Raw genomic sequence first — 18,306 nt, 5'->3', positions numbered from 1 at the left:
CTGACCGGTCATGGTCACTGCCTTTCGATCGACGAGGAAGGCATGTGCGGGAAGTGCCGGGATGGACGGGTACGGGTACGGCAGTTGTGTAACCACTGCTCGATATCGCTGACGTGCACCAGCGCCGCCGCCTCGGCCAGAGGTGCGTCGCGGGCGGCGAGGGCGCTGTAGATGGCCTGGTGTTCGGCCAGGGTGCGGTCGGCGGCGCCGTCGTCGACCAGACCGCGCCAGACGCGGGCGCCGAGGGTGCGGCCGGAGATGCCCTCGAGCAGGACGGTGAGGGTCTGGTTGCCGGTGGCGGCGGTGACGGCCCGGTGGAACGCCACGTCATGGCGGCTGAGCTCCTCGGCGTGGTCGCGGGCTTCGCGCATGGCGTCCAGATGCCGTCCGACCTCATCGAGCTGTGCCTCGGAGATCCGGGTGGCGGCGAGAGCCGTGACGGAGGGCTCCAACAGACGGCGCACCTCGCAGAGTTCGAGCAGGGTGTCATCGCGCAGCAGGTCGTTGGCGACCCCCAGACCGGCCAGCAGCAGCCGCGGTTCACGGCGGGACACATAGGTGCCGCCCGGCCGGACCTCCAGGACCCGGGTGACCGCGAGGGCCTCGACCGCCTCCCGCGTGGCATCGGACGCCAGGCCCCATTCGGTGGCGAGCCGCTGTTCGGGTGGCAGTCTGGCCCCGGGCGGGAGCTCCCCGGACCGGATGAGCTCCCGGATGTGTGCGATGGCTGTGTCAGCCAACGACATTGCGCACCCCTTCGGACGCGGGCCACCGTTGAGGCGGCGGCAGATGCGGACGTGTCCGTCACGCCGACGTGTCCCCGTGCGCCGGAGTGGCGGGCGGCCACCATCGTGCGGTCTCCAGAGGTTAGGCCAGGTGGCCGCCGATGGATGCGCCGGAATGCCGACCGTGACGGGAAGCCGACAGCGCGGCCGGGGGCCGCCGGGCGCTCCGCCGGGTCCCGCGGACATCAGGGGTGCCGTTCCCGTTCCTCCCGGCCGAGCGCGTGCGCGGCCGAGGTGGCGGCCCGCAGCGCGGGCCGGCGGCCGGGGCCTGCCAACCCCAGGTGGTACAGATGGAGTTCATCGGCGCCCGCCGCGCCGAGAGCACGTACATACGATCCGATGTCAGGGGCCACCCGGGCCCCGACCACACTGACGTAGCCACCGATCGCGAGGTGTCCGGGCAGTGCGGCACGGGCGGCCGCGACGGTGGCGGCGCCGGATTCGGGCACCCAGCCGGAGAGCACGACGGCGTCGGCGTCCGCCGCGGCGCCCGGGGTGAGGCCGGGCAGGGCGCCCGTGGCCCAGGGGTCGAGGTCCCCGTGCAGTACGATCCGGGTTCCCGGGGTGACGGCGGACAGCACCTCGGCGCGCAGCGCGTCGGTGGCATCCTGCCGGGTGGCCAGGAGCGCCGCGCGCAGTGCCGACGGCAACCGGTCCTCGGTGAGGCCGAGTTCACCGGTGGCGACCATCCGGCGTACCTCGGTGCGGAGCCGGTCACGGACCTCCTCGGGTACCAGGCCGGCGCCGGCCCAGCCCGAAGCGCAGGCGGAACAGCAGCAGACGGAGAGCAGACGCACCACCGAAGGCGCCCAGACCGCCTCGGTCTTCTCGTGCTGGTGCTGGTGCACGGCCCCGAGCGGACCACATGCCTCCAGGATCACCGAGGAGAGGTCCAGTCCGTCCACCGCCTCGGCGGTCAGGGTGGCGGCGTACTCCCGCACCGCGGGCCGTGCGGGGCACAGCGCCCATGGGTAAGTCTCACCGAAGCAGTTCCGTACGGCGTATTCCGGGTGTGCCAGCCCCAGCGCGGAGTTGTGGGTGAGGACGATCCAGGCCGCGGCCGGGATCCCCGCCGCGCCGAGCGCCCGGACGGCGTCGCCCGCACTGTCCTCCCGCGCCACCCAGTCCGGTGGGGAGGGGCGCAGTGTCCGGCCCCGCCAGACGCCCTCGCGCACCGGCCGGTACAGCGCCGCGTGGCGGGCGAGTACCGCCGAGTGCCGCGCCGACCACGGAGTGGCCGCGCGGGTGCTGTGGTAAGCCACCGCCACCGCGACCTCGTCGAGCCCCGACTCGCCTGCGCTGTCGATGAGTTCATTGCCGTCGAGCAGATCCCATGGATAGGCGTAGCCGGTCGTCCTCACCGGGTCACCACCGCGCCGTATGGGGGGTGAAGTCCTCGACGTACTGCCGCATGTACGTCGTGTCGTCCCGCTTCGTCAGGCCGCAGCGCCGGTAGTTCTCGTGCAGCCGTGCCAGCGCGTCCTCGTCGATCTCCACGCCCAGTCCGGGCCCGTCCGGTACGGCGACGGCCCCCTCGCGGAATTCCAGCGCGCCCGGCACGATGACATCCTCGGTCTTCCACGGCCAGTGGGTGTCACAGGCGTAGGTCAGATGCGGGGTGGCCGCGGCCACGTGCACCATGGCGGCCAGGCTGATGCCGAGATGGCTGTTGGAGTGCATGGACAGTCCGACGCCGAAACTCTCACAGGTGACCGACAGCGCCTGGGTGGCGCGCAGTCCGCCCCAGAAGTGGTGGTCCGAGAGCAGTACGCCGATCGCACGGGCCCGGAAGGCCGGTTCGACGTTCCCGAGGTCGACCACGCACATGTTCGTCGCCAGCGGGACCGGTGTCCGTGCGGCGACCTGGGCCATGCCCCCGATACCGGGTGTCGGGTCCTCCAGGTACTCCAGCACCTCCTGGAGCTCGCCCGCGACGCGGACGGCGGTCTCCGGGGTCCACGCGGCGTTGGGGTCGATACGCAGGGGATGCCCGGGGAACGCCCCGGCCAGGGCGTGGATCGCCTCGATCTCCTGGTCGGGCTCGAACACCCCGCCTTTCAGCTTCAGCGAGCGGAAGCCGTACTCGCCGACCATCTGCCGCGCCGAGTCGACCAGTGCCTCCGGGGTGAGGATCGCCCCCCAGGAGTCCTCCGGGGCGCCCCGGTGGGCCCCGTACTTGTAGAACAGGTACGCGGAGAACTCCACGGCGTCCCGTGCCCTGCCGCCGAGCAGATCGGACACGGGGCGGCCGACGGCATGGCCCTGCGCGTCCAGACAGGCCACCTCGAACAGCGCGTAGACACTCGCCACCGTCTTGCGCATCGAGTACCCGCCGATCAGCCCGTGTTCATCGGTGAGCACGGATCCGCCCAGCTCCTCCACGACCAGCCGCCGGAGCCCGGGCAGGTCGAACACATCGTGGCCCACCAGCCGGGGCAGGACCCTGCGCACCTGGTCGAGGAAGGCCCGGTCACCGTAGGACTCGCCGAGGCCGACCACACCGTCCTCGCACCGCATCCGGAGGATCCCGCGCAGTGCGAACGGTTCATGCACACCCATGACGTTGAGCAGCGGCGGATCGGCGAACGCGACGGGCGTGAGCGTGATGTCCGTGATCCTCATCGGTCCAGTGCCCCCAGTACGGTGTAGCCCCCGGCCACGATCTCCTCGAGCCGTCCGATCTGCTCGGGGGTGGGTTCGGCCAGTGGCGGCCGGACCGGCCCGACCTTGTCGCCGCGCAGCCGGGCGGCGGCTTTCACCAGGGAGACGGCGAAGCCGGGTGTCTCGTCGCGCAGCGCGACCAGCGGCAGGTAGAACCCGCCCAGCAGCGCGTCCATCACCCCGGTGTCGCCCTCCGTGAGCGCGCGGTGGAAGCGGTGCGCGATCTCGGGGGCGAAACAGTGCACCGCCGAGGAGTAGCGCGGTACACCGATCGCGGCATAGGCCCGCGCCGAGACCTCCGCGGTCGGCAGCCCGTTGAAGAAGAGGAAGTCCTCGGCCCGGCGGGTGGCCGCCGACCGGATGCCGGTCACGATCCGGGACATCAGCTCGATGTCCCCGCAGCCGTCCTTGAGTCCGGCCACGGAGGGGATCCCGAGGAGCGAGGCGGCGGCGGCCGGAGTGAACACACCGGTGGCGCGGTGGTAGACGACCACCGGCACCCGGGTGTCGCCGACGGCGTGGCGGACGAAGTCGACCAGGCCCCGGGGCGGCCCCGACACCAGATAGGGCGGCATCAGGAGCACACCGTCGGCGCCGCCCTCCTCGGCCAGGGCCACACCGGCCCGTGCCGTGGCGGCGCCGCCACCGGCCCCCACCCAGACGGGGACCCGGCCAGCAGTCACATCACGGGCCCTGGCGAGCACCGCCGCATGCTCATGAGGTGAGAGCGAGCCGAACTCGCCCGTGCCGCAGGCGACGAACAGCGCTCCGGCGCCCGCTTCGAGGTGTCGTTCCACGGTGTCCGCCAGCACGTCGAGGTCCAGGTCGAGGTGCTCGGTGAACGGGGTCAGAGGGAAGGCGAGGAGACCGTCGAGGGTGCTCTTCGTCGGGTGTTCCATGGAGCCTTCTTTCCTGTGCGGGCTTTCCGGTGCCGGGTGGGGCGGGGCGCTGGCTGTGGTGGGGGAGGCGTGGGCGGTCATACCCGCGCCGTGGTTCCCCTGACGTCCTGAGAGGGCGTCCTCTCCTCCTTGTCGTCCGCTTCGCCGATGGCCGTGAGCAGGTCGTCGACGGCGTCCGTCCGTTCGGAGGCGAGGAGCCCCAGGCCCGTGTAGAGCGTGAGGGAGACCAGGACCGGGGTGGCGATCAGCCATGTCTGGCTGACGTCCCACACGTAGTAGACGAGCGCGTACGCGATCAGCCCGCCCGCCCAGGAGGTCAGTGCCGCGCGGGCCCCGCAGCGGCGGAACCAGGGCAGCATGCCGAGCAGCAGCGGGATGGAGATCGGGCCCATCAGTGCCCCGACCCAGTTGACGACGATCTTCAGAACACCACCGAGGTTCTCGGCCTGTGTCGCCACCGCCATGGTGAGCAGCACGAAGAGCACGGTGGTGACGCGTGCCGCCGTGAGGCCCTGGGCATCGGTCCACGCCCGCGCCTTGCGGCTCATCACCGGAATCATGTCGCGGGTGATGACGGCGGAGATGGCGTTGGCGTCGGAGGACACCATGGCCATGGTGTGCGAGAAGATCCCGGCGAGGACGAGACCGATCAGACCGGGCGGCAGGAACTCGGTCGTCATCACGGCGTAGACGTTCTCGGGCTTGTCGAGGTCGGGCAGCAGCAGCGGAGCGGCGAACATCGGGAACATCAGGACCATCGGCCAGAACAGGTAGAGCAGCGAGGAGAGCACGGCGCCACGTCTCGCCTCGTGGGTGCTGGGGGCGGCCATGTAGCGCTGCGCCAGGTTCCACATGCCGCCGTTGTACTCCAGTGTCTTGACCAGGACGTACACCAGCAGGAAGACCGTGGTGTAGGTGGGTGTCGTCGGATGGCGGTGGCCGGCGGGCAGATCGCCCCACATGGTCCACAGCCCTTCGACACCACCGAGTTTGCCGAGGACCACGACGATCATCACGATCGCGGCGACGGCCTGGATGATGAACTGGCCGAGTTCGGTGAGGGCATCGGCCCATAGCCCGCCGACCGTGCAGTAGAAGAGGGTCACCAGTCCGGTGACGAGGATGCCGACGTTGTAGTCGACCCCGGCGAACACATGCAGCAGGGTGGCCACGGCGAACCACTTCGCGGCGATGTCGAAGACCTTCAGCGTACTGCCGCTCCAGGCCAGGGCCTGCTGTGTGGACACGCCGTAGCGCTTGGCCAGGTACTCCAGCGGGGAGGCGACACCGATCCGGGACCGCAGCCGGTTCCAGCGGGGCGCGAACACCAGACTGCCGACCCCCACCCCGATGCCGATGGTGGCGAACGCCCAGAAGTAGACGGTGATTCCGGCCGTGTACGCGACGGAGGCGTACGCCACGAAGAGCACCGCGCTGTAGCCGGACATGTGGTGGGAGATCCCCGTCAGCCACCAGGGCATCCGGCCCCCCGCGGTGAAGAAGTCCTTCACATCCCCGACGCGCCGGTGCGACCACCAGCCGATCAGGACCATCACCCCGAAGTACGCGCCCATCACTGCCCAGTCCAGTCCGTGCACCACTGACCCCTTTGTCTTGCCGAAGCCGTCTGCCACCGGTGGTTCTTTGATATGCGTGTTCACATATGGAGAAGCGATCTGTAAGGTGAATTCATTCGCCCATGGAAACCGCGTTCACGGACGCTAGCCTTACCCGTCAGGGACGTCAATGTCCGGGAACGAACCGAGAGCTGAAGGGTTGATATGCCGAGGAAGGCAGAGGGGGCCGTGGGGTCGTCCGTGGCACGGACGGCTGACCAGGGGGAGACGCGCGCCGAGGGCGCCACGGTGGCGGCAGCGGGGGGAGGTTCGGGCGGGGTCAAATCGGCCCGGCGGACGGTGGAGCTCATCGAGGCGTTCGCCCGCACCCATGGCTGGCTGTCGCCGTCCGATCTGCATGGGCACATGGGCTTTCCACGGTCCAGCCTGCACGCGCTGCTGCACACGCTGCTCGAGGCGGGCTGGCTCGAACTGGACGCGGCCTCGGGCCGGTACCGGCTCGGGGTCCGGGCGCTGATCTGCGGTACGGCGTATCTGGACCGCGACCCGGTGGTCCCGTACGCCACCGAGGAGTTGGAGAAGATCCGCGGTGAGACCGGCTGGACCACCCACTTCGCGCGCCGCAACGGCGGGGAGGTGGTCTATCTGGAGACCCGCGAGGCCAAGCGCTCCACCCATCTGATCTCGCGCGTCGGCCGCACTCTCCCGGCACACGCCACCGCCCTGGGCAAGGCACTGCTCGCGGAGCTGACCCAGGAGGAGATCGCGGGGCTGCTGCCGCCCGAGCTGCCCGCGCTCACCGCGCACACCATCACCGACCCCGAGGAGCTGTACGCGGCCTGCGCGCTCACCCGGGAACGGGGCTACGCCTCCGAGGTGGAAGAAGGCACCGAGGGGGTCCGGTGCGTCGCCGCCGTGATCCCGTACCGGATCCCCGCCACCGATGCGATCAGCTGCTCCATGCCCACCGGGCAGGCCACCGACACCGACGCCGCCGAGGTCGGCGCACTCCTCGCCGAAACCGCCGACGCCCTCGGCCGGAAGCTGCGCAGAGCCGGTATCCGCTGAACCTCGGACCACCCGCGGCCCGTTCGGACCGCCTCATCCTCTTGGGGATCACCATGACGTGTGAACGTGTGCTCATCACCGGTTCGGCGGGGGGCGTCGGCACCCTGATGCGCCCCCGGCTGCGACGCCCCGGACGGGTGCTGCGCCTGCTCGACATCGGTGCGCAGCAGCCACCCGCGGCGGACGAGGACGTCGAGCTGGTGACGGCCTCCATCACGGACCGCGCGGCGATGGAACGGGCCTGCGCCGGGGTCGACGCCCTCATCCACCTGGGCGGGCACAGCCGGGAGACCTCCTGGGAGGCCACCGTCGAGGTGAACATCAACGGCACCCACACGGTGCTCGAAGCGGCCCGCGCGGCCGGAGTCGGCCGGGTGGTCCTGGCCTCCAGCAACCACGCCGTCGGCTTCCGCCGGACCGACGAGGGAGGGGAAACCGGTCTGCCCGCCGACTCCAGCCCCCGTCCGGACACGTACTACGGGGTGAGCAAGGCGGCCATCGAGGCACTGGGCAGCCTGTACCACTCGCGGTTCGGGATGGACGTCATCGTGATCCGGATCGGCTCCTGCTTCCCGACACCGGAACCGCTGGGGCCACGCGGTCTGGCCACCTGGCTGTCGCCCGACGACTGCGCCCGGCTGCTCGAGGCCGGTCTGAGCGCACCGTCCCCCGGCTACCGGCTGATCTGGGGCGTCTCCGACAACACACGGCGGACCTGCTCCCTCACCGAGGCCGAGGCGCTCGGCTACCGGTCCGCCGACAACGCCGAGACCTATGCCGACCGGATGGCAGCCGCACCGGCCCCGGCCGGCCCGGCGGCCGAGTTCGTCGGCGGCCCCTTCTGCACCGCTCCGCTCGGGGTCCCCAACCCGCTCTGACCTGGTCGGAGAGGCCCGCCGTCCCGTCCCCGCCGAGGGGATGTGTTCCAGCTTCTTGCGCACGAGGGGTTACGGGACGGGACGGAGCCCGCTAATTTCCTTTTATTGAACCGGCCGAGCCGCTCGTGGCCGGTTCCCGGCGATACGGCTGCGCCGCGCCGGTGAACACCTTTGCGCACCCGTGCTCCTGTCGTGCCACGGCGGCCCGTGATGGGTACCGCCCTCGTGAACGACGGGCCCGACCGGTGACCACCCTGCCCCGCGCTCGTGGATCCGCCGCGTCAGGCCCCCCGATCACCCTCGAACCCCGCGCGCTCGCCGTTGCCCGCCCACCGCGCTCCGGCGTTCCATCAGCTCCTCACCACCCATCGTCTCCGCAGAAGTGAGTCCCGAGATGCCACACCCCCCTTCCCGCCGTCGTGTCCTGGGCACCATGGCGGGCGGCTCGCTGATCCCCTTCACCGGCGTTGCCACGGCCGACGCCCGTCCGGCACCCCCGTCCGCCGTCGGCGCCACCTACACGGCACCGCGGCCCCGTACCCGTATCGATCTGAACACCGGCTGGCGATTCACCAAGAGCGACCCCAGAGGCGCTCAAGCACCTGGGTTCGACGACTCCGGCTGGGCGCCGGTCAGCACACCGCACACCTGGAACGCCGCGGACGGCGCGGACGGCGGCGGCAACTACCACCGCGGCACCGGCTGGTACCGGCGGCATGACAGGCTCCCGGCCGGGACGGCGGGGAAGATGCTGTTCCTGCAGTTCGCCGGCGCCAACCAGGTCGCCGAGGTCTGGGTCAACGGCACCTACCTGGGCCGCCACCAGGGCGGCTACTCCCGCTTCCGGTTCGACGCCACCCGGGCCCTACGCCCCGGTGAGGACAATGTCATCGCGGTGCGGGTGAGCAACGCCCATGACCCCGATATCGCGCCGCTGAGCGGGGACTTCAGCTTCTCCGGCGGTATCTACCGCAACGTCAGCCTCTGGACCGTCGACAGGCTCCAGGTGCGGATGCTCGATCACGCGGGGCCCGGTGTCTATCTGCGCCCGTACGAGGTGACCGAGGCGTCGGCGAAGGTCGCGGTGACGACCAAGCTGTGGAACAACAACAGCACCGCCAGATCGGTGGTCGTACGCACCGTCATCACCGACGCGGACGGGACCGTCGTCGTCGACGAGCGCAGCGACGCGCGCACCGTCGCGGCGCGCACCGGATCCGAGGTCACCCGGCACATCACCATCGACGAGCCGCGGCTGTGGAACGGCAGGCCGGACCCCCACCTCTACCGTGCGAACGTCGAGATCCATGACACCACCGGGGCCGACGACGTGGTCACGGACGTGGTGACCGAGCGGTTCGGTCTGCGCGGTGTCAGCGTCGACGCCGACACCGGGTTCTTCCTCAACGGGAAACACCTCGGCCTGCACGGCGTCAACCTGCACCAGGACCGGTCCCGTAAGGGCTGGGCGGTCGACGACGCCGATCACGTCAAGGACTTCGACCTCATCGAAGAGGTCGGTGCCAACGCCGTGCGCATGGCGCATTACCAGCACGACCAGAAGGACTACGACCTCGCCGATGAGCGCGGTCTGGTCGTCTGGGCGGAGATTCCGCTCGTGGACTCCATCACCGAATCGGCCGCCTTCACCGCCACCACGCGGAACCAGCTCATGGAGCTGATCCGGCAGAACTACAATCACCCCTCGATCGCCTTCTGGGGCATCGGCAACGAGCAGCGCAGGGACAACGGCACCACCAACGCACTGCTCGACACCCTCGCCAGGATCGTCGAGACCGAGGACCCGGAGCGGATCTCCACCTACGCGGTGGCGGGCGGGCGCGATCGCGAGCTGGGGAAGCACACGCGGACGACCGGGTACAACGTGTACTTCGGCTGGTACGGCGGCTCCAAGGACGGGGAGATGGGCCGCTGGGCCGACGATCTGCACACCAGCGCACCCGACCGCAGGATCGCCGTCTCCGAGTACGGCGCCGGCGCCAACACCGCCCAGCACGCCCTGAACCCGGCCAGGCCCGAATCCGGTGGCCCCTTCCACCCGGAGGAGTACCAGGCCCTGTACCACGAAGCGGCGTGGAAGCAGCTCGTCTCGCGGCCCTACATCTGGGGGACGTTCGTATGGAACATGTTCGACTTCGCCTCGGACCGGCGCAATGAGGGCGGTCAGCCGGGGATCAACGACAAGGGGCTGGTGACGCGGGACCGCAGGATCCGCAAGGACGCCTTCTACTGGTACAAGGCGAACTGGGCGGCCTCCCCGACCCTCCACATCACCAGCCGTCGCTGGACCCGACGCCATGACGCGTCAACGGAGTTGAAGGTCTACTCCAACTCCCGCCAGGTGGCCGCCACGCTGAACGGCCGGTCGCTCGGCACCAGGAGCAGCGCCGATCACATCTTCACCTGGTCCGGTGTGACACTCGCGCCGGGTGAGAACGAGGTGGCGGTCACCGCCACCATCGGCGGCAAGGTGCACACCGACACCGTCATCTGGACCCTCGTCGAGGACACCCCGGGCGGGGCGTCACAGCGGTAGGCCGGGCACGCTCGTGGCCCGGGCCTCCTGGGCCACGAGCGTGCGTCCGTCCCCTCAGGAACTGAGCTTCCAGATCGCGTTGGCCATGGCGTCGGCGTTCAGGTCCAGGGCCTTCTTGTTGATGTTCGAGGTCTTGTCGCAGGCTTGGTGGTAACACGGGTCGAACGACTCGCCCGCCTTACCGCCCCATGCCTTCGCCTGCTCCGGGCTCATCTCGTTGCTGGCGCCGGTGAACAGACCGCCGACCCGTACGCCCGCGTCCTTGAACGGCGCGTGGTCCGAGCGGCCGTCGCCCTCGGTCTCCGGTGCGGTCTTGATCTTCTTGGTCCGGAACCAGTCGGTGAAGACCTTCTCCAGCTTCGTGTCGTCGTCGTAGACGAAGTACCCCGGGTTGGGGGAGCCGATCATGTCGAAGTTCAGATATGAGTCGATCTTCGACGTACCCGACCCCAGCTTCTGGACGTAGTGCTTGGAGCCGACGATGCCGAGCTCCTCGGCACCCCACCAGGCGAACCGCAGGTTCTTGGCGGGCTTGAGGTCGGCCTTGGCCACGGAGAGCGCGACCTCCAGGAGCGCGGCGGAACCCGATCCGTTGTCGTTGATGCCCGGGCCGTCCTCGACCGAGTCCAGGTGCGAGCCCGCCATCACCACCTTGTCCCCGCCGCCCTTGCGCCAGTCGGCGATGAGGTTGTAGCCCGTGGAGCCGTTGTGGTCGAACCTCTGGAGGGAGGTCTTGAAACCGGCGTCGTCCAGCTTCTTCTTGACGTAGTCCACGGACGCCTTGTAACCGGGCTGGCCGTGGGCACGGTTGCCGCCGTTGCTGTCGGCTATCCCCTGGAACTTGCCGAGGTGGCCCATGACGGCGCTGACGTTCACGTTCGGGGGGTTGGCGGACGAGGTGGAGACGCTCGCCTGGGCGCCTCCGGCAACACCGCTCAGCAGTGCGGCGCCGAGGGCCACGGTGGCACACGTGGCGATGATTCCATGACGGGCAGTCAGTGACCGCTTCATGATGGGTCCTTGCTGAAGTGAGGGGGAGTGGTGGTGGCATCCGGCCGGGGGCGGATCGCTCCGGGTGCGGGCGGCCCCGCCCCCGGCCGGATGGTGCGTCCTGAGGTCAGCGACGGTTGTCAGCCGCGAGCTGCCGGTTCACGGCTTCCAGGCCCTGGGCCCACTGCTGGTCGACCTCCCGGGCCTCTTCCGAGCTGGGCTTCGCGTTCTTGCACGAGGCGGGGGCGGAGCCACCGGACATCAGGTCCGAGCACTGGCCCGTGCGGTTGTCCGGCAGACCGAGGATGTGGCCGGTCTCGTGCGCGGCGACCCGGGTGGAGTCGAACTCCCTGTTCTGCTTGAAGTCCAGGAAGACGAGGCCCTTGCCGTTGCCTTCGGGCCGCGCCCACGAGCCCCGGTCGTCATTGCCCTCGCGGTAGGTGAAGTCGGGGTTCCCGCCCTCCCTCAGCTTCACGTTGTCCACGGCGGCGTTCCATATGGAGGCGCTGCGCTTGATCTGGGCGCGGAAGTGGGGGGCGTTCTTGGCGCTGTAGGTGACGGTGACCGCGCCCGCGCTCTTCGTGTCCTTGGCGTTCTCCTTCTTCTCCAGGGCCGACTTCAGCACGGTCTTGATGAACGCGTCGGTGTCGAACCGGTCGTCCTTGCCCGCGGTGTAGAGGTCGCTGGCGGCCGACCGGTCGGCTCGATCGCTCGACGTGTCGGGCGACGCCGACGCGATGGACAGGCCCGTCGCGGCGAGACCGAGACCCAGGATCGTGGTGAGCGCCGTCTTGGTGTATTTCATCTGAGGGGGGCTCCTTGCTGGCCGCGCGCAGCAAGAAGGCAGAGGCCGGCGGAGTGCCCGGGGCCCGCCCTCCCGCCTGCGCGTGCTCGGCGGGTTGTTGTACAAGGGGGGACAGGGCGAACGGAGGGGGAGCCCGGGGCTTTACCGACGCTTTACCATCGGTGCCCGCTCGTCGAACTCGCCCACGGCGGGGCGGAGATGGTCGATCACGGTGCGTGCGGGCACGGTTGATGGCGCCGGGGACGGCGCCGCCCCCTCATGTCCGCGCGTCAGCGGGTGGCTTCACGGACCAGGGCGGTACATGCCACACCGCACGGTGGCGAGTGCCACTTCGTGCGGTGTGATGAGGGGTGCGGCGGCGCGGTCAGTCGTTCGCGGTCATCTCATGACCGGCCTGCGACGTGGTGTGCGCGCGGGCGGCCGCCGCGGCGGCCTCGGCGTCACGTGCGCGCAGCGCCTCGACGATGGCGTCGTGCTCGGCCACCACCGAGCGCCAGTTCTTGTCGTCGCGGGGCGCGGTGATGCGGTAGCGGCGGATGGTCATCAGGAGCTGTTCGGTGAGCTCGGCGAGGATCCGGTAGCCGCTGGCCGAGGACAGGATGTGGTGGAACTCGGAATTCAGCTCGGGCAGCCGGTCCGTCGCCCCCCGGTCCAGTTCGGTGCGCATCGCGGTCTGCACCCGCTCCAGTTCGGCCAGCAGCGCGTCGTCCACGCGCTCGGTGGCCAGTTGGGCGGCCAGGGCTTCGATCGCCTCACGCGCCAGGAAGACCCCGCGCATCTCCGTCTTGTCCACTTCGGAGACGATCACCCCCGCGTGTAGCTGGGAGGTGACCAGCCCTTCGGATTCCAGCCGCTTGACGGCTTCCCGCACCGGGATCTTGCTGACGCCCAGATTGCGCGAGAGCTCGTCCATGTTGATGCGCTGACCGGGTCGCAGATCGCCGTCCGCGATGGCCTGGCGCAGAGTGTCATGGACCAGCTCCGCCTTGCTCTTCACCTTGGGGAGCCGTGTGGCCCAGCTGTTGTCCGCCATGCGTTCATCGTATGCGATATCTCGCCATCGGATACGGGTGGGCGGTGGTCCGGGGGCGGCGGACTCATGCGCCACCGAGCGGGGGCAGGCCCATACGCCGCCGGTGGCCGTCCCGGAGCAGACTCGCGGGGCTGACGGCGGACGCGCCCGCATCCAGCACCAGTTCCTCGCCGTTGAGCAGCACCGCTTCGGGTGAGGCGGCGAACGCGACCGCCGCGGCGACCTGGTCGGGGGCGATCAGCAGCCTCGAGGGGTTGCTCTCGCGCAGCCGGCCGAGGTCCGCATCGCCGTCGAGGCGGGATTCGGTGGCCGGGGTGCGCACCCAGCCGGGTGAGACGGTGACGAAGGAGATGCCGTAGCGGCCGTAGTCGACGGCCAGTTGGCGGCCGAGTGCCGCGAGCGCCCCCTTGGCCGCGGCGTAGGCGGGCAGTCCGGGGGCGGCCGTGCGGTGCAGTACGGAACCGATGGTCACGACCGCGCCCGTACCAGCGGTGATCATCCCGGGCAGCACTTCGCGCACACACAGGAACGCCGAGGTGAGATTGGCCCGCAGCACCGCGTCCCAGTCCTCTTCGGTCGTGCGGTGCAACGGGCCGCCGGTGGTCACTCCCGCGCAGGCCACCAGGACGTCGATCGACCCGTGTGCGGCGACGGCGTCCCGGACGGCGCGGGCCACCTCGTCGGCGTGTGTCACATCGGCGCGGTGGTAGGTGGCGTCCGGCAGTTCCGGGTCGGTCAGGTCCACGCCCGCCACCCGTAGTCCGTCGGCGAGGAAGCGGGTGGCCACGGCCCGGCCGATACCGCCCGCGGCTCCGGTGACCAGGGCGGTTCGAGTCATGGCGGCACTTCCTCGGTGGCGGGCGGGGGCCGGAGTCGGCCCCGCGGGGGCGGGTGTGGCGGAAAGGGACTCTCCGGCGCCGTTTACAGAAGGTATACGATCTACTAAATTTCGGCAATCCTCGGAGGCTCCCATGACCCCCGACGACTTCGTCGTCGCCCTGCGCGCCCAGCGTCTGCTCGCCATCGTCCGGGGCGGCGATCCCTGCGCGGCCCTGGACACGGTGCTCACCCTCTTCCGGCACGGCGTCGGTGCCGTCGAGGTGTCGCTCTCCGGGGCCGACGCCCTGGGTGTCATCGCCCGCGCCCGGACCGAACTCGGCCCCCGGTCCCTGCTCGGCGCGGGCACGGTGCTCACGGAGAACGATGCCGACCAGGCCCTCGACGCGGGTGCGGCCTTCGCCGTGACACCCGGTGTGACCAGCGCGGTTGCCGCCTGCCGGGAGCGCGGACTGCCCGTGCTGGCGGGCGCGCTCACCCCGACCGAGGTCGCGGCGGCCGTGCGCGAGGGGGCGGCCGCGGTCAAGCTGTTCCCGGCGAGCCTGGGTGGCGCCGACTATCTCAGGGCGCTGCGCGCTCCCTTTCCCGATGTCCCGTTCGTGCCGGTCGGTGGTGTCGACGCGGCCGCCGCGCGGTCGTACCTGGCCGCCGGGGCGGCGGCCGTGGGCGTGGGGAGCCCGCTGATCGGCGTCGCCGCCGACGGCCCGGGGCACCTCGGTGCCCTCGCCGGCCGTGTGGACCGGTTCCGCAACGAGATCCTCGGGGCGGTGTGATGACCCCCGATGTGCTGGCCTTCGGGGAGACGATGGCGGCACTGCGCGCCGACGACCCGCTCTTCCTCGGCGGACCCCTGAAGCTGTCCGTGGCGGGCGCCGAGTCCAACGTCGCCATCGGCCTGGCCCGGCTCGGACACCGGGTCTGCTGGGCCGGGTTGACCGGGGCGGATGAGTTCGGCCGTCTGGTGCGGCGCACCCTCCGGGCCGAGGGGGTGGACATCTCCTACTCCGGGGTGACCGACAGGGGGCCGACCGGTCTGGTGGTGTTCGAGCCGAGAGTGGCCGACCTGGTACGGGTGAGCTACTACCGTACGGGCTCGGCGGGTTCGCTGCTGACCATCCGTGACCTGGAGGTCGCGCTCGCCACGGGTGCCCGGATCGTCCACCTCACCGGTGTGACCGCCGCGCTCGGCGAGGGCCCCCGGCATGCCGTGGAGTCCGCCGCCCGCCGGGCGTCGGAGGCGGGTGCGCTGGTGTGCCTCGACGTCAACCACCGGTCACGGCTGTGGTCCCGTGGGGCCGCGGCCGAGGTGCTGCGCCCGCTCATGCCCCATGTCGACATCCTCGTGGCGTCCGATGACGAACTCCCTCTCGCGGCCCCGGCATCGGCGGCCACCGAGGGCGAACGCGTCACGGCGCTGCTGGACCAGGGGGTGCGGGAGGTCGTGGTCAAACGTGGCGCCGCGGGCGCCGCCGCGTTCGCCCCCGGACGGGCGGTGTCGCTGCCCGCGGTGGCGGTACCGGTCCGGGACACGGTCGGGGCGGGCGACGGTTTCGTCGCCGGATATCTGTCCGCCGTCCTGGACGGTGAACCACTGGAGGCCCGGCTGGACCGGGCGGTGTACACCGGGGCGTTCGCGGTGGCCTCGCGCGGCGACTGGGAAGGGCTGCCCGCGCGGCATGAGATCGATCTGCTGCGCGCCGATCCGGGAAGCACACTGCGGTGACCGGAGAGGAGGGCATCCACGGGCACCCGCACGGCCCCGCACATGGCCACCGGAGACCGGCCAACGGGGCTCCCGCGGGCTGGCGTCCGGCGGCCCGGGGGCGCCACCATCTCGCCGAGGGCGCGCGCTGGTACGAGGGCCGGCTGCTGTTCGTCGATCTGCTCGCGGGCGATCTGTACCGGTGCGGGGCCGTGGAAACCGAGCTGCCGCCACGGCTGCTCGGCCTCGGGATGCCGCTCGGTGCGGTGGCACCGGTGGCGGCCGCACCGCACGCTCCACCCGTGTGGATCGCTGCTGCCGGTACGGGAGTCGCCCTGGTGGCCCCCGGCCGGCGGCCGAGATGGCTGGCCCGCCCGGAGGCGGGCGCCACGGTGCCGATGCGGATGAACGACGGGGTTTGCGACCCCTCGGGGCGGTTCTGGGCGGGCAGCATGGCGGCCGACGGCGCGCCCGGTGCGGGCTCGCTGTACCGGGTGGACACCGACGGTTCCGTACACCGTGTGCTGAGCGGCCTCGCGGTACCGAACGGCCCGGCGTTCACTCCCTGCGGAACGGCCATGTACCTGGCCGACAGCGCCCACGGGACCGTGGTGCGCCATCCCGTGGATCCCGTCACCGGCGAACTGGGCGCGCCGGAGACGCTGACGGTGTTCCCGCCGGGTACCGGGCGGCCCGACGGTATGGCCGTGGACGACGACGGCCTGCTGTGGGTGGCCGTCTGGGGTGCGGGGCAGGTGCGTTCGTTCGCCCCCGACGGCCGGCCGGTCCAGGTGGTCGACGTGCCGACCCCACAGGTGACGAGTGTGGCCTTCGGTGGCGGGCGGATGTTCGTGACCACGGCCCGCCACCGGCTGGAACGGCCCGACCCGCTGGCCGGAGCGGTCCTGTCCCGGCCCTGCCGTACGACGGCTCGGCCCGCGTATCCCTTCCGGCTCCACGGAGGCGTCACCCGGACCCAGTTGTCGTGACACAGTGCGATATGACCGGCACGTAGAGGGAGTTGGCGACGACTTGGTGCAGAACTCTGGCGGGTTGGATCGTATATCGCATACGTTAACGCCCACCTTTCATCCCCCCGAGCGATCTGGTGAGGTACTTCCATGACCGGTGTGTCCGTGGCCGACGGCGGCGCCGTCGCCACACAACCCGTCCGGACCGACCGGCGGACCATGGTGGCCAGCACCATGGGCACCGCGCTGGAGTGGTACGACTTCAACCTCTACGGCCTGGCGTCCGCGCTGATCTTCGGTCCGCTGTTCTTCGGCTCGTCCTCGGTCGGCGGCACCCTGGCGTCGTTCGCCACTTTCGGTGTCGGTTTCGCCGCCCGGCCCATCGGCGGCGTGATCTTCGGTCATCTGGGCGACCGGATCGGGCGCAAGCAGGTCCTGCTGATCACCATGCTGGGCATGGGCCTGACGACCACGCTGATCGGTGTCCTGCCCACGCACGCCACCGCCGGTGTGTGGGCACCCATTCTGCTGGTCACGCTGAGGATCTTCCAGGGCATCGCGGTGGGAGGTGAGTTCGCCGGCGCCACCCTGCTGACCGTGGAGAACGCGCCACCGGGCCGCCGAGGGCTCTTCGGCGCCGTGCCCGCGATGGGCACCGGCGCCGGGTTCCTGCTGGCCACCGGGGTGTTCGCACTGGTCAGCATGATGCCCGAGAGCGCGTTCAACTCCTGGGGCTGGCGACTGCCGTTCCTGGCCAGCGCCCTGCTGGTGCTGTTCGGTGTGCTGGTCCGGCGCGGCATCAAGGAGACCCCGGTCTTCGCCGAGATGGAGGACCGCGGTGAGACCGTGCGCTTCCCGCTGCTGGTCACGCTGAAGGAGCAGCCCGGCGCGGTGCTGCGCACCATGGGCATCACCGTGTCCGGCTTCATCTGGGGCTATCTCATCCAGGCGTTCGGCATCTCCTACGCCACCGGCACCCTGGACATACCCAAGTCGACGATGCTGTGGGCGGTCACGCTGGCCTCGGCCCTGGAGATCGCCGCGATCCCGTTCTGGGGCTGGCTGTCGGACCGGATCGGCCGGCGCACCATGGTCACCATCGGGCTGGTCTGCACCGTCGCCTATGCCTTCCCCTTCTTCTGGCTGCTGGACAGCGGGAGCACACCGCTGGTCTTCCTCGCCATGGTGCTGGCCATCCCGGTCTGCAAGGACATGGTGTTCGGCCCCCAGGCGGCCCTGGTGGCCGAGCAGTTCGACGCGCGGGTCCGGTTCAGCGGGGTGAGCACGGGCCGTGAATTCGGCGGCGCCCTCTTCGGTGGCACCGCGCCCTTCATCGGCACCGCCCTGGTGGCCGCCAGCGGTTCGTTCGTACCGGTCGCCCTCTACGCCATCGCCGGCTGTCTGGTGACGCTGATCGCCGTCTACGCCGGACGTGAGACCGCCGGTCAGACAACGGATGAGCTCGGAGCCATCCGCACCTGACCGGCCCCATCGCCCGGACCACCCGCCACCCGGTGGGCCGGGCACGCCGTCCGGTCCGCCC

The 18,306-nt window shown here is 70.7% G+C and carries 16 protein-coding genes; 7 read left to right on the top strand and 9 right to left on the bottom strand.

Going from position 1 to position 18,306, the window contains the following annotated elements:
- Positions 1-14: 14 nt before the first annotated feature.
- From NMK44_RS06535 to NMK44_RS06515, 5 genes are all read right to left on the bottom strand, one after another.
- Positions 15-746, bottom strand: a complete 732-nt coding sequence (locus tag NMK44_RS06535) for a FadR/GntR family transcriptional regulator (protein ID WP_254739229.1) — start codon at positions 744-746, stop codon at positions 15-17.
- Positions 747-970: 224 nt separating this feature from the next.
- Positions 971-2,146, bottom strand: a complete 1,176-nt coding sequence (locus NMK44_RS06530) for a hypothetical protein (protein WP_254739227.1) — start codon at positions 2,144-2,146, stop codon at positions 971-973.
- Between the two features lie 4 nt (positions 2,147-2,150).
- Positions 2,151-3,407, bottom strand: coding sequence for a glucarate dehydratase family protein (locus NMK44_RS06525; RefSeq protein WP_254739226.1), 1,257 nt, complete (start codon positions 3,405-3,407; stop codon positions 2,151-2,153).
- Complete coding sequence (locus NMK44_RS06520; protein WP_254739224.1) at positions 3,404-4,345, bottom strand: 5-dehydro-4-deoxyglucarate dehydratase; 942 nt, start codon at positions 4,343-4,345, stop codon at positions 3,404-3,406. The genes NMK44_RS06525 and NMK44_RS06520 overlap by 4 nt, the downstream gene beginning before the upstream one ends.
- 77 nt (positions 4,346-4,422) lie before the next feature.
- A complete protein-coding gene (locus tag NMK44_RS06515; RefSeq protein WP_302887889.1) occupies positions 4,423-5,919 on the bottom strand; it encodes a sodium:solute symporter family protein in 1,497 nt (498 codons plus the stop codon).
- A 243-nt stretch (positions 5,920-6,162) separates the two neighbouring features.
- Here NMK44_RS06515 and NMK44_RS06510 point away from each other — a divergent pair, with 243 nt between their 5' ends.
- From NMK44_RS06510 to NMK44_RS06500, 3 genes are all read left to right on the top strand, one after another.
- Entirely contained in the window at positions 6,163-6,990 is an 828-nt protein-coding gene (locus NMK44_RS06510) for an IclR family transcriptional regulator (RefSeq protein WP_254739222.1), read from the top strand.
- A gap of 53 nt (positions 6,991-7,043) precedes the next feature.
- A complete protein-coding gene (locus tag NMK44_RS06505; protein ID WP_254739220.1) occupies positions 7,044-7,868 on the top strand; it encodes an NAD-dependent epimerase/dehydratase family protein in 825 nt (274 codons plus the stop codon).
- A gap of 394 nt (positions 7,869-8,262) precedes the next feature.
- Complete coding sequence (locus tag NMK44_RS06500) at positions 8,263-10,425, top strand: glycoside hydrolase family 2 protein (protein ID WP_254739218.1); 2,163 nt, start codon at positions 8,263-8,265, stop codon at positions 10,423-10,425.
- 54 nt (positions 10,426-10,479) lie between these two features.
- Here NMK44_RS06500 and NMK44_RS06495 read toward each other — a convergent pair whose 3' ends face one another.
- From NMK44_RS06495 to NMK44_RS06480, 4 genes are all read right to left on the bottom strand, one after another.
- Positions 10,480-11,436: a M28 family metallopeptidase gene (locus NMK44_RS06495; RefSeq protein ID WP_254739216.1), complete on the bottom strand. Its 957-nt coding sequence runs from the start codon at positions 11,434-11,436 to the stop codon at positions 10,480-10,482.
- Positions 11,437-11,542: 106 nt separating this feature from the next.
- The gene (locus NMK44_RS06490) at positions 11,543-12,220 is read right to left on the bottom strand and encodes a snapalysin family zinc-dependent metalloprotease (protein WP_254739214.1); all 678 of its coding nucleotides are present in this window, start codon (positions 12,218-12,220) and stop codon (positions 11,543-11,545) included.
- A 364-nt stretch (positions 12,221-12,584) separates the two neighbouring features.
- A complete protein-coding gene (locus NMK44_RS06485) occupies positions 12,585-13,253 on the bottom strand; it encodes a GntR family transcriptional regulator (protein WP_254739212.1) in 669 nt (222 codons plus the stop codon).
- A gap of 64 nt (positions 13,254-13,317) precedes the next feature.
- Positions 13,318-14,091 (bottom strand): SDR family NAD(P)-dependent oxidoreductase, encoded by a 774-nt coding sequence (locus tag NMK44_RS06480; RefSeq protein WP_254739210.1) that lies wholly within the window; start codon positions 14,089-14,091, stop codon positions 13,318-13,320.
- Positions 14,092-14,224: 133 nt separating this feature from the next.
- Between NMK44_RS06480 and NMK44_RS06475 the strand changes: the two genes are divergently transcribed.
- From NMK44_RS06475 to NMK44_RS06460, 4 genes are all read left to right on the top strand, one after another.
- A complete protein-coding gene (locus tag NMK44_RS06475) occupies positions 14,225-14,863 on the top strand; it encodes a bifunctional 4-hydroxy-2-oxoglutarate aldolase/2-dehydro-3-deoxy-phosphogluconate aldolase (protein ID WP_254739208.1) in 639 nt (212 codons plus the stop codon).
- On the top strand, positions 14,863-15,813 hold the full coding sequence (locus NMK44_RS06470) for a sugar kinase (RefSeq protein ID WP_254739206.1): 951 nt from the start codon (positions 14,863-14,865) through the stop codon (positions 15,811-15,813). The genes NMK44_RS06475 and NMK44_RS06470 overlap by 1 nt, the downstream gene beginning before the upstream one ends.
- Positions 15,810-16,781, top strand: a complete 972-nt coding sequence (locus NMK44_RS06465; RefSeq protein ID WP_254739204.1) for an SMP-30/gluconolactonase/LRE family protein — start codon at positions 15,810-15,812, stop codon at positions 16,779-16,781. Before NMK44_RS06470 ends, NMK44_RS06465 begins: the two co-directional genes overlap by 4 nt.
- Positions 16,782-16,913: 132 nt before the next feature.
- Positions 16,914-18,245: an MFS transporter gene (locus tag NMK44_RS06460; protein ID WP_254739202.1), complete on the top strand. Its 1,332-nt coding sequence runs from the start codon at positions 16,914-16,916 to the stop codon at positions 18,243-18,245.
- Positions 18,246-18,306: the final 61 nt, after the last annotated feature.

Origin of the sequence: Streptomyces cucumeris, from assembly GCF_024295805.1 — a bacterium.
GTDB classification, from domain to species: domain Bacteria; phylum Actinomycetota; class Actinomycetes; order Streptomycetales; family Streptomycetaceae; genus Streptomyces; species Streptomyces cucumeris.
Note: the sequence above shows the minus strand (reverse complement) of the source record. Positions and strands in the feature narration are given on the sequence as shown.

Coding starts and splice junctions, on each gene's coding strand:
- NMK44_RS06535 (WP_254739229.1), bottom strand. CDS start 746: ATGTCGTTGGCTGACACAGCCATCGCACACATCCGGGAGCTCATCCGG.
- NMK44_RS06525 (WP_254739226.1), bottom strand. CDS start 3,407: ATGAGGATCACGGACATCACGCTCACGCCCGTCGCGTTCGCCGATCCG.
- NMK44_RS06520 (WP_254739224.1), bottom strand. CDS start 4,345: ATGGAACACCCGACGAAGAGCACCCTCGACGGTCTCCTCGCCTTCCCT.
- NMK44_RS06515 (WP_302887889.1), bottom strand. CDS start 5,919: ATGGGCGCGTACTTCGGGGTGATGGTCCTGATCGGCTGGTGGTCGCAC.
- NMK44_RS06505 (WP_254739220.1), top strand. CDS start 7,044: ATGACGTGTGAACGTGTGCTCATCACCGGTTCGGCGGGGGGCGTCGGC.
- NMK44_RS06500 (WP_254739218.1), top strand. CDS start 8,263: ATGCCACACCCCCCTTCCCGCCGTCGTGTCCTGGGCACCATGGCGGGC.
- NMK44_RS06495 (WP_254739216.1), bottom strand. CDS start 11,436: ATGAAGCGGTCACTGACTGCCCGTCATGGAATCATCGCCACGTGTGCC.
- NMK44_RS06490 (WP_254739214.1), bottom strand. CDS start 12,220: ATGAAATACACCAAGACGGCGCTCACCACGATCCTGGGTCTCGGTCTC.
- NMK44_RS06485 (WP_254739212.1), bottom strand. CDS start 13,253: ATGGCGGACAACAGCTGGGCCACACGGCTCCCCAAGGTGAAGAGCAAG.
- NMK44_RS06480 (WP_254739210.1), bottom strand. CDS start 14,091: ATGACTCGAACCGCCCTGGTCACCGGAGCCGCGGGCGGTATCGGCCGG.
- NMK44_RS06475 (WP_254739208.1), top strand. CDS start 14,225: ATGACCCCCGACGACTTCGTCGTCGCCCTGCGCGCCCAGCGTCTGCTC.
- NMK44_RS06470 (WP_254739206.1), top strand. CDS start 14,863: ATGACCCCCGATGTGCTGGCCTTCGGGGAGACGATGGCGGCACTGCGC.
- NMK44_RS06460 (WP_254739202.1), top strand. CDS start 16,914: ATGACCGGTGTGTCCGTGGCCGACGGCGGCGCCGTCGCCACACAACCC.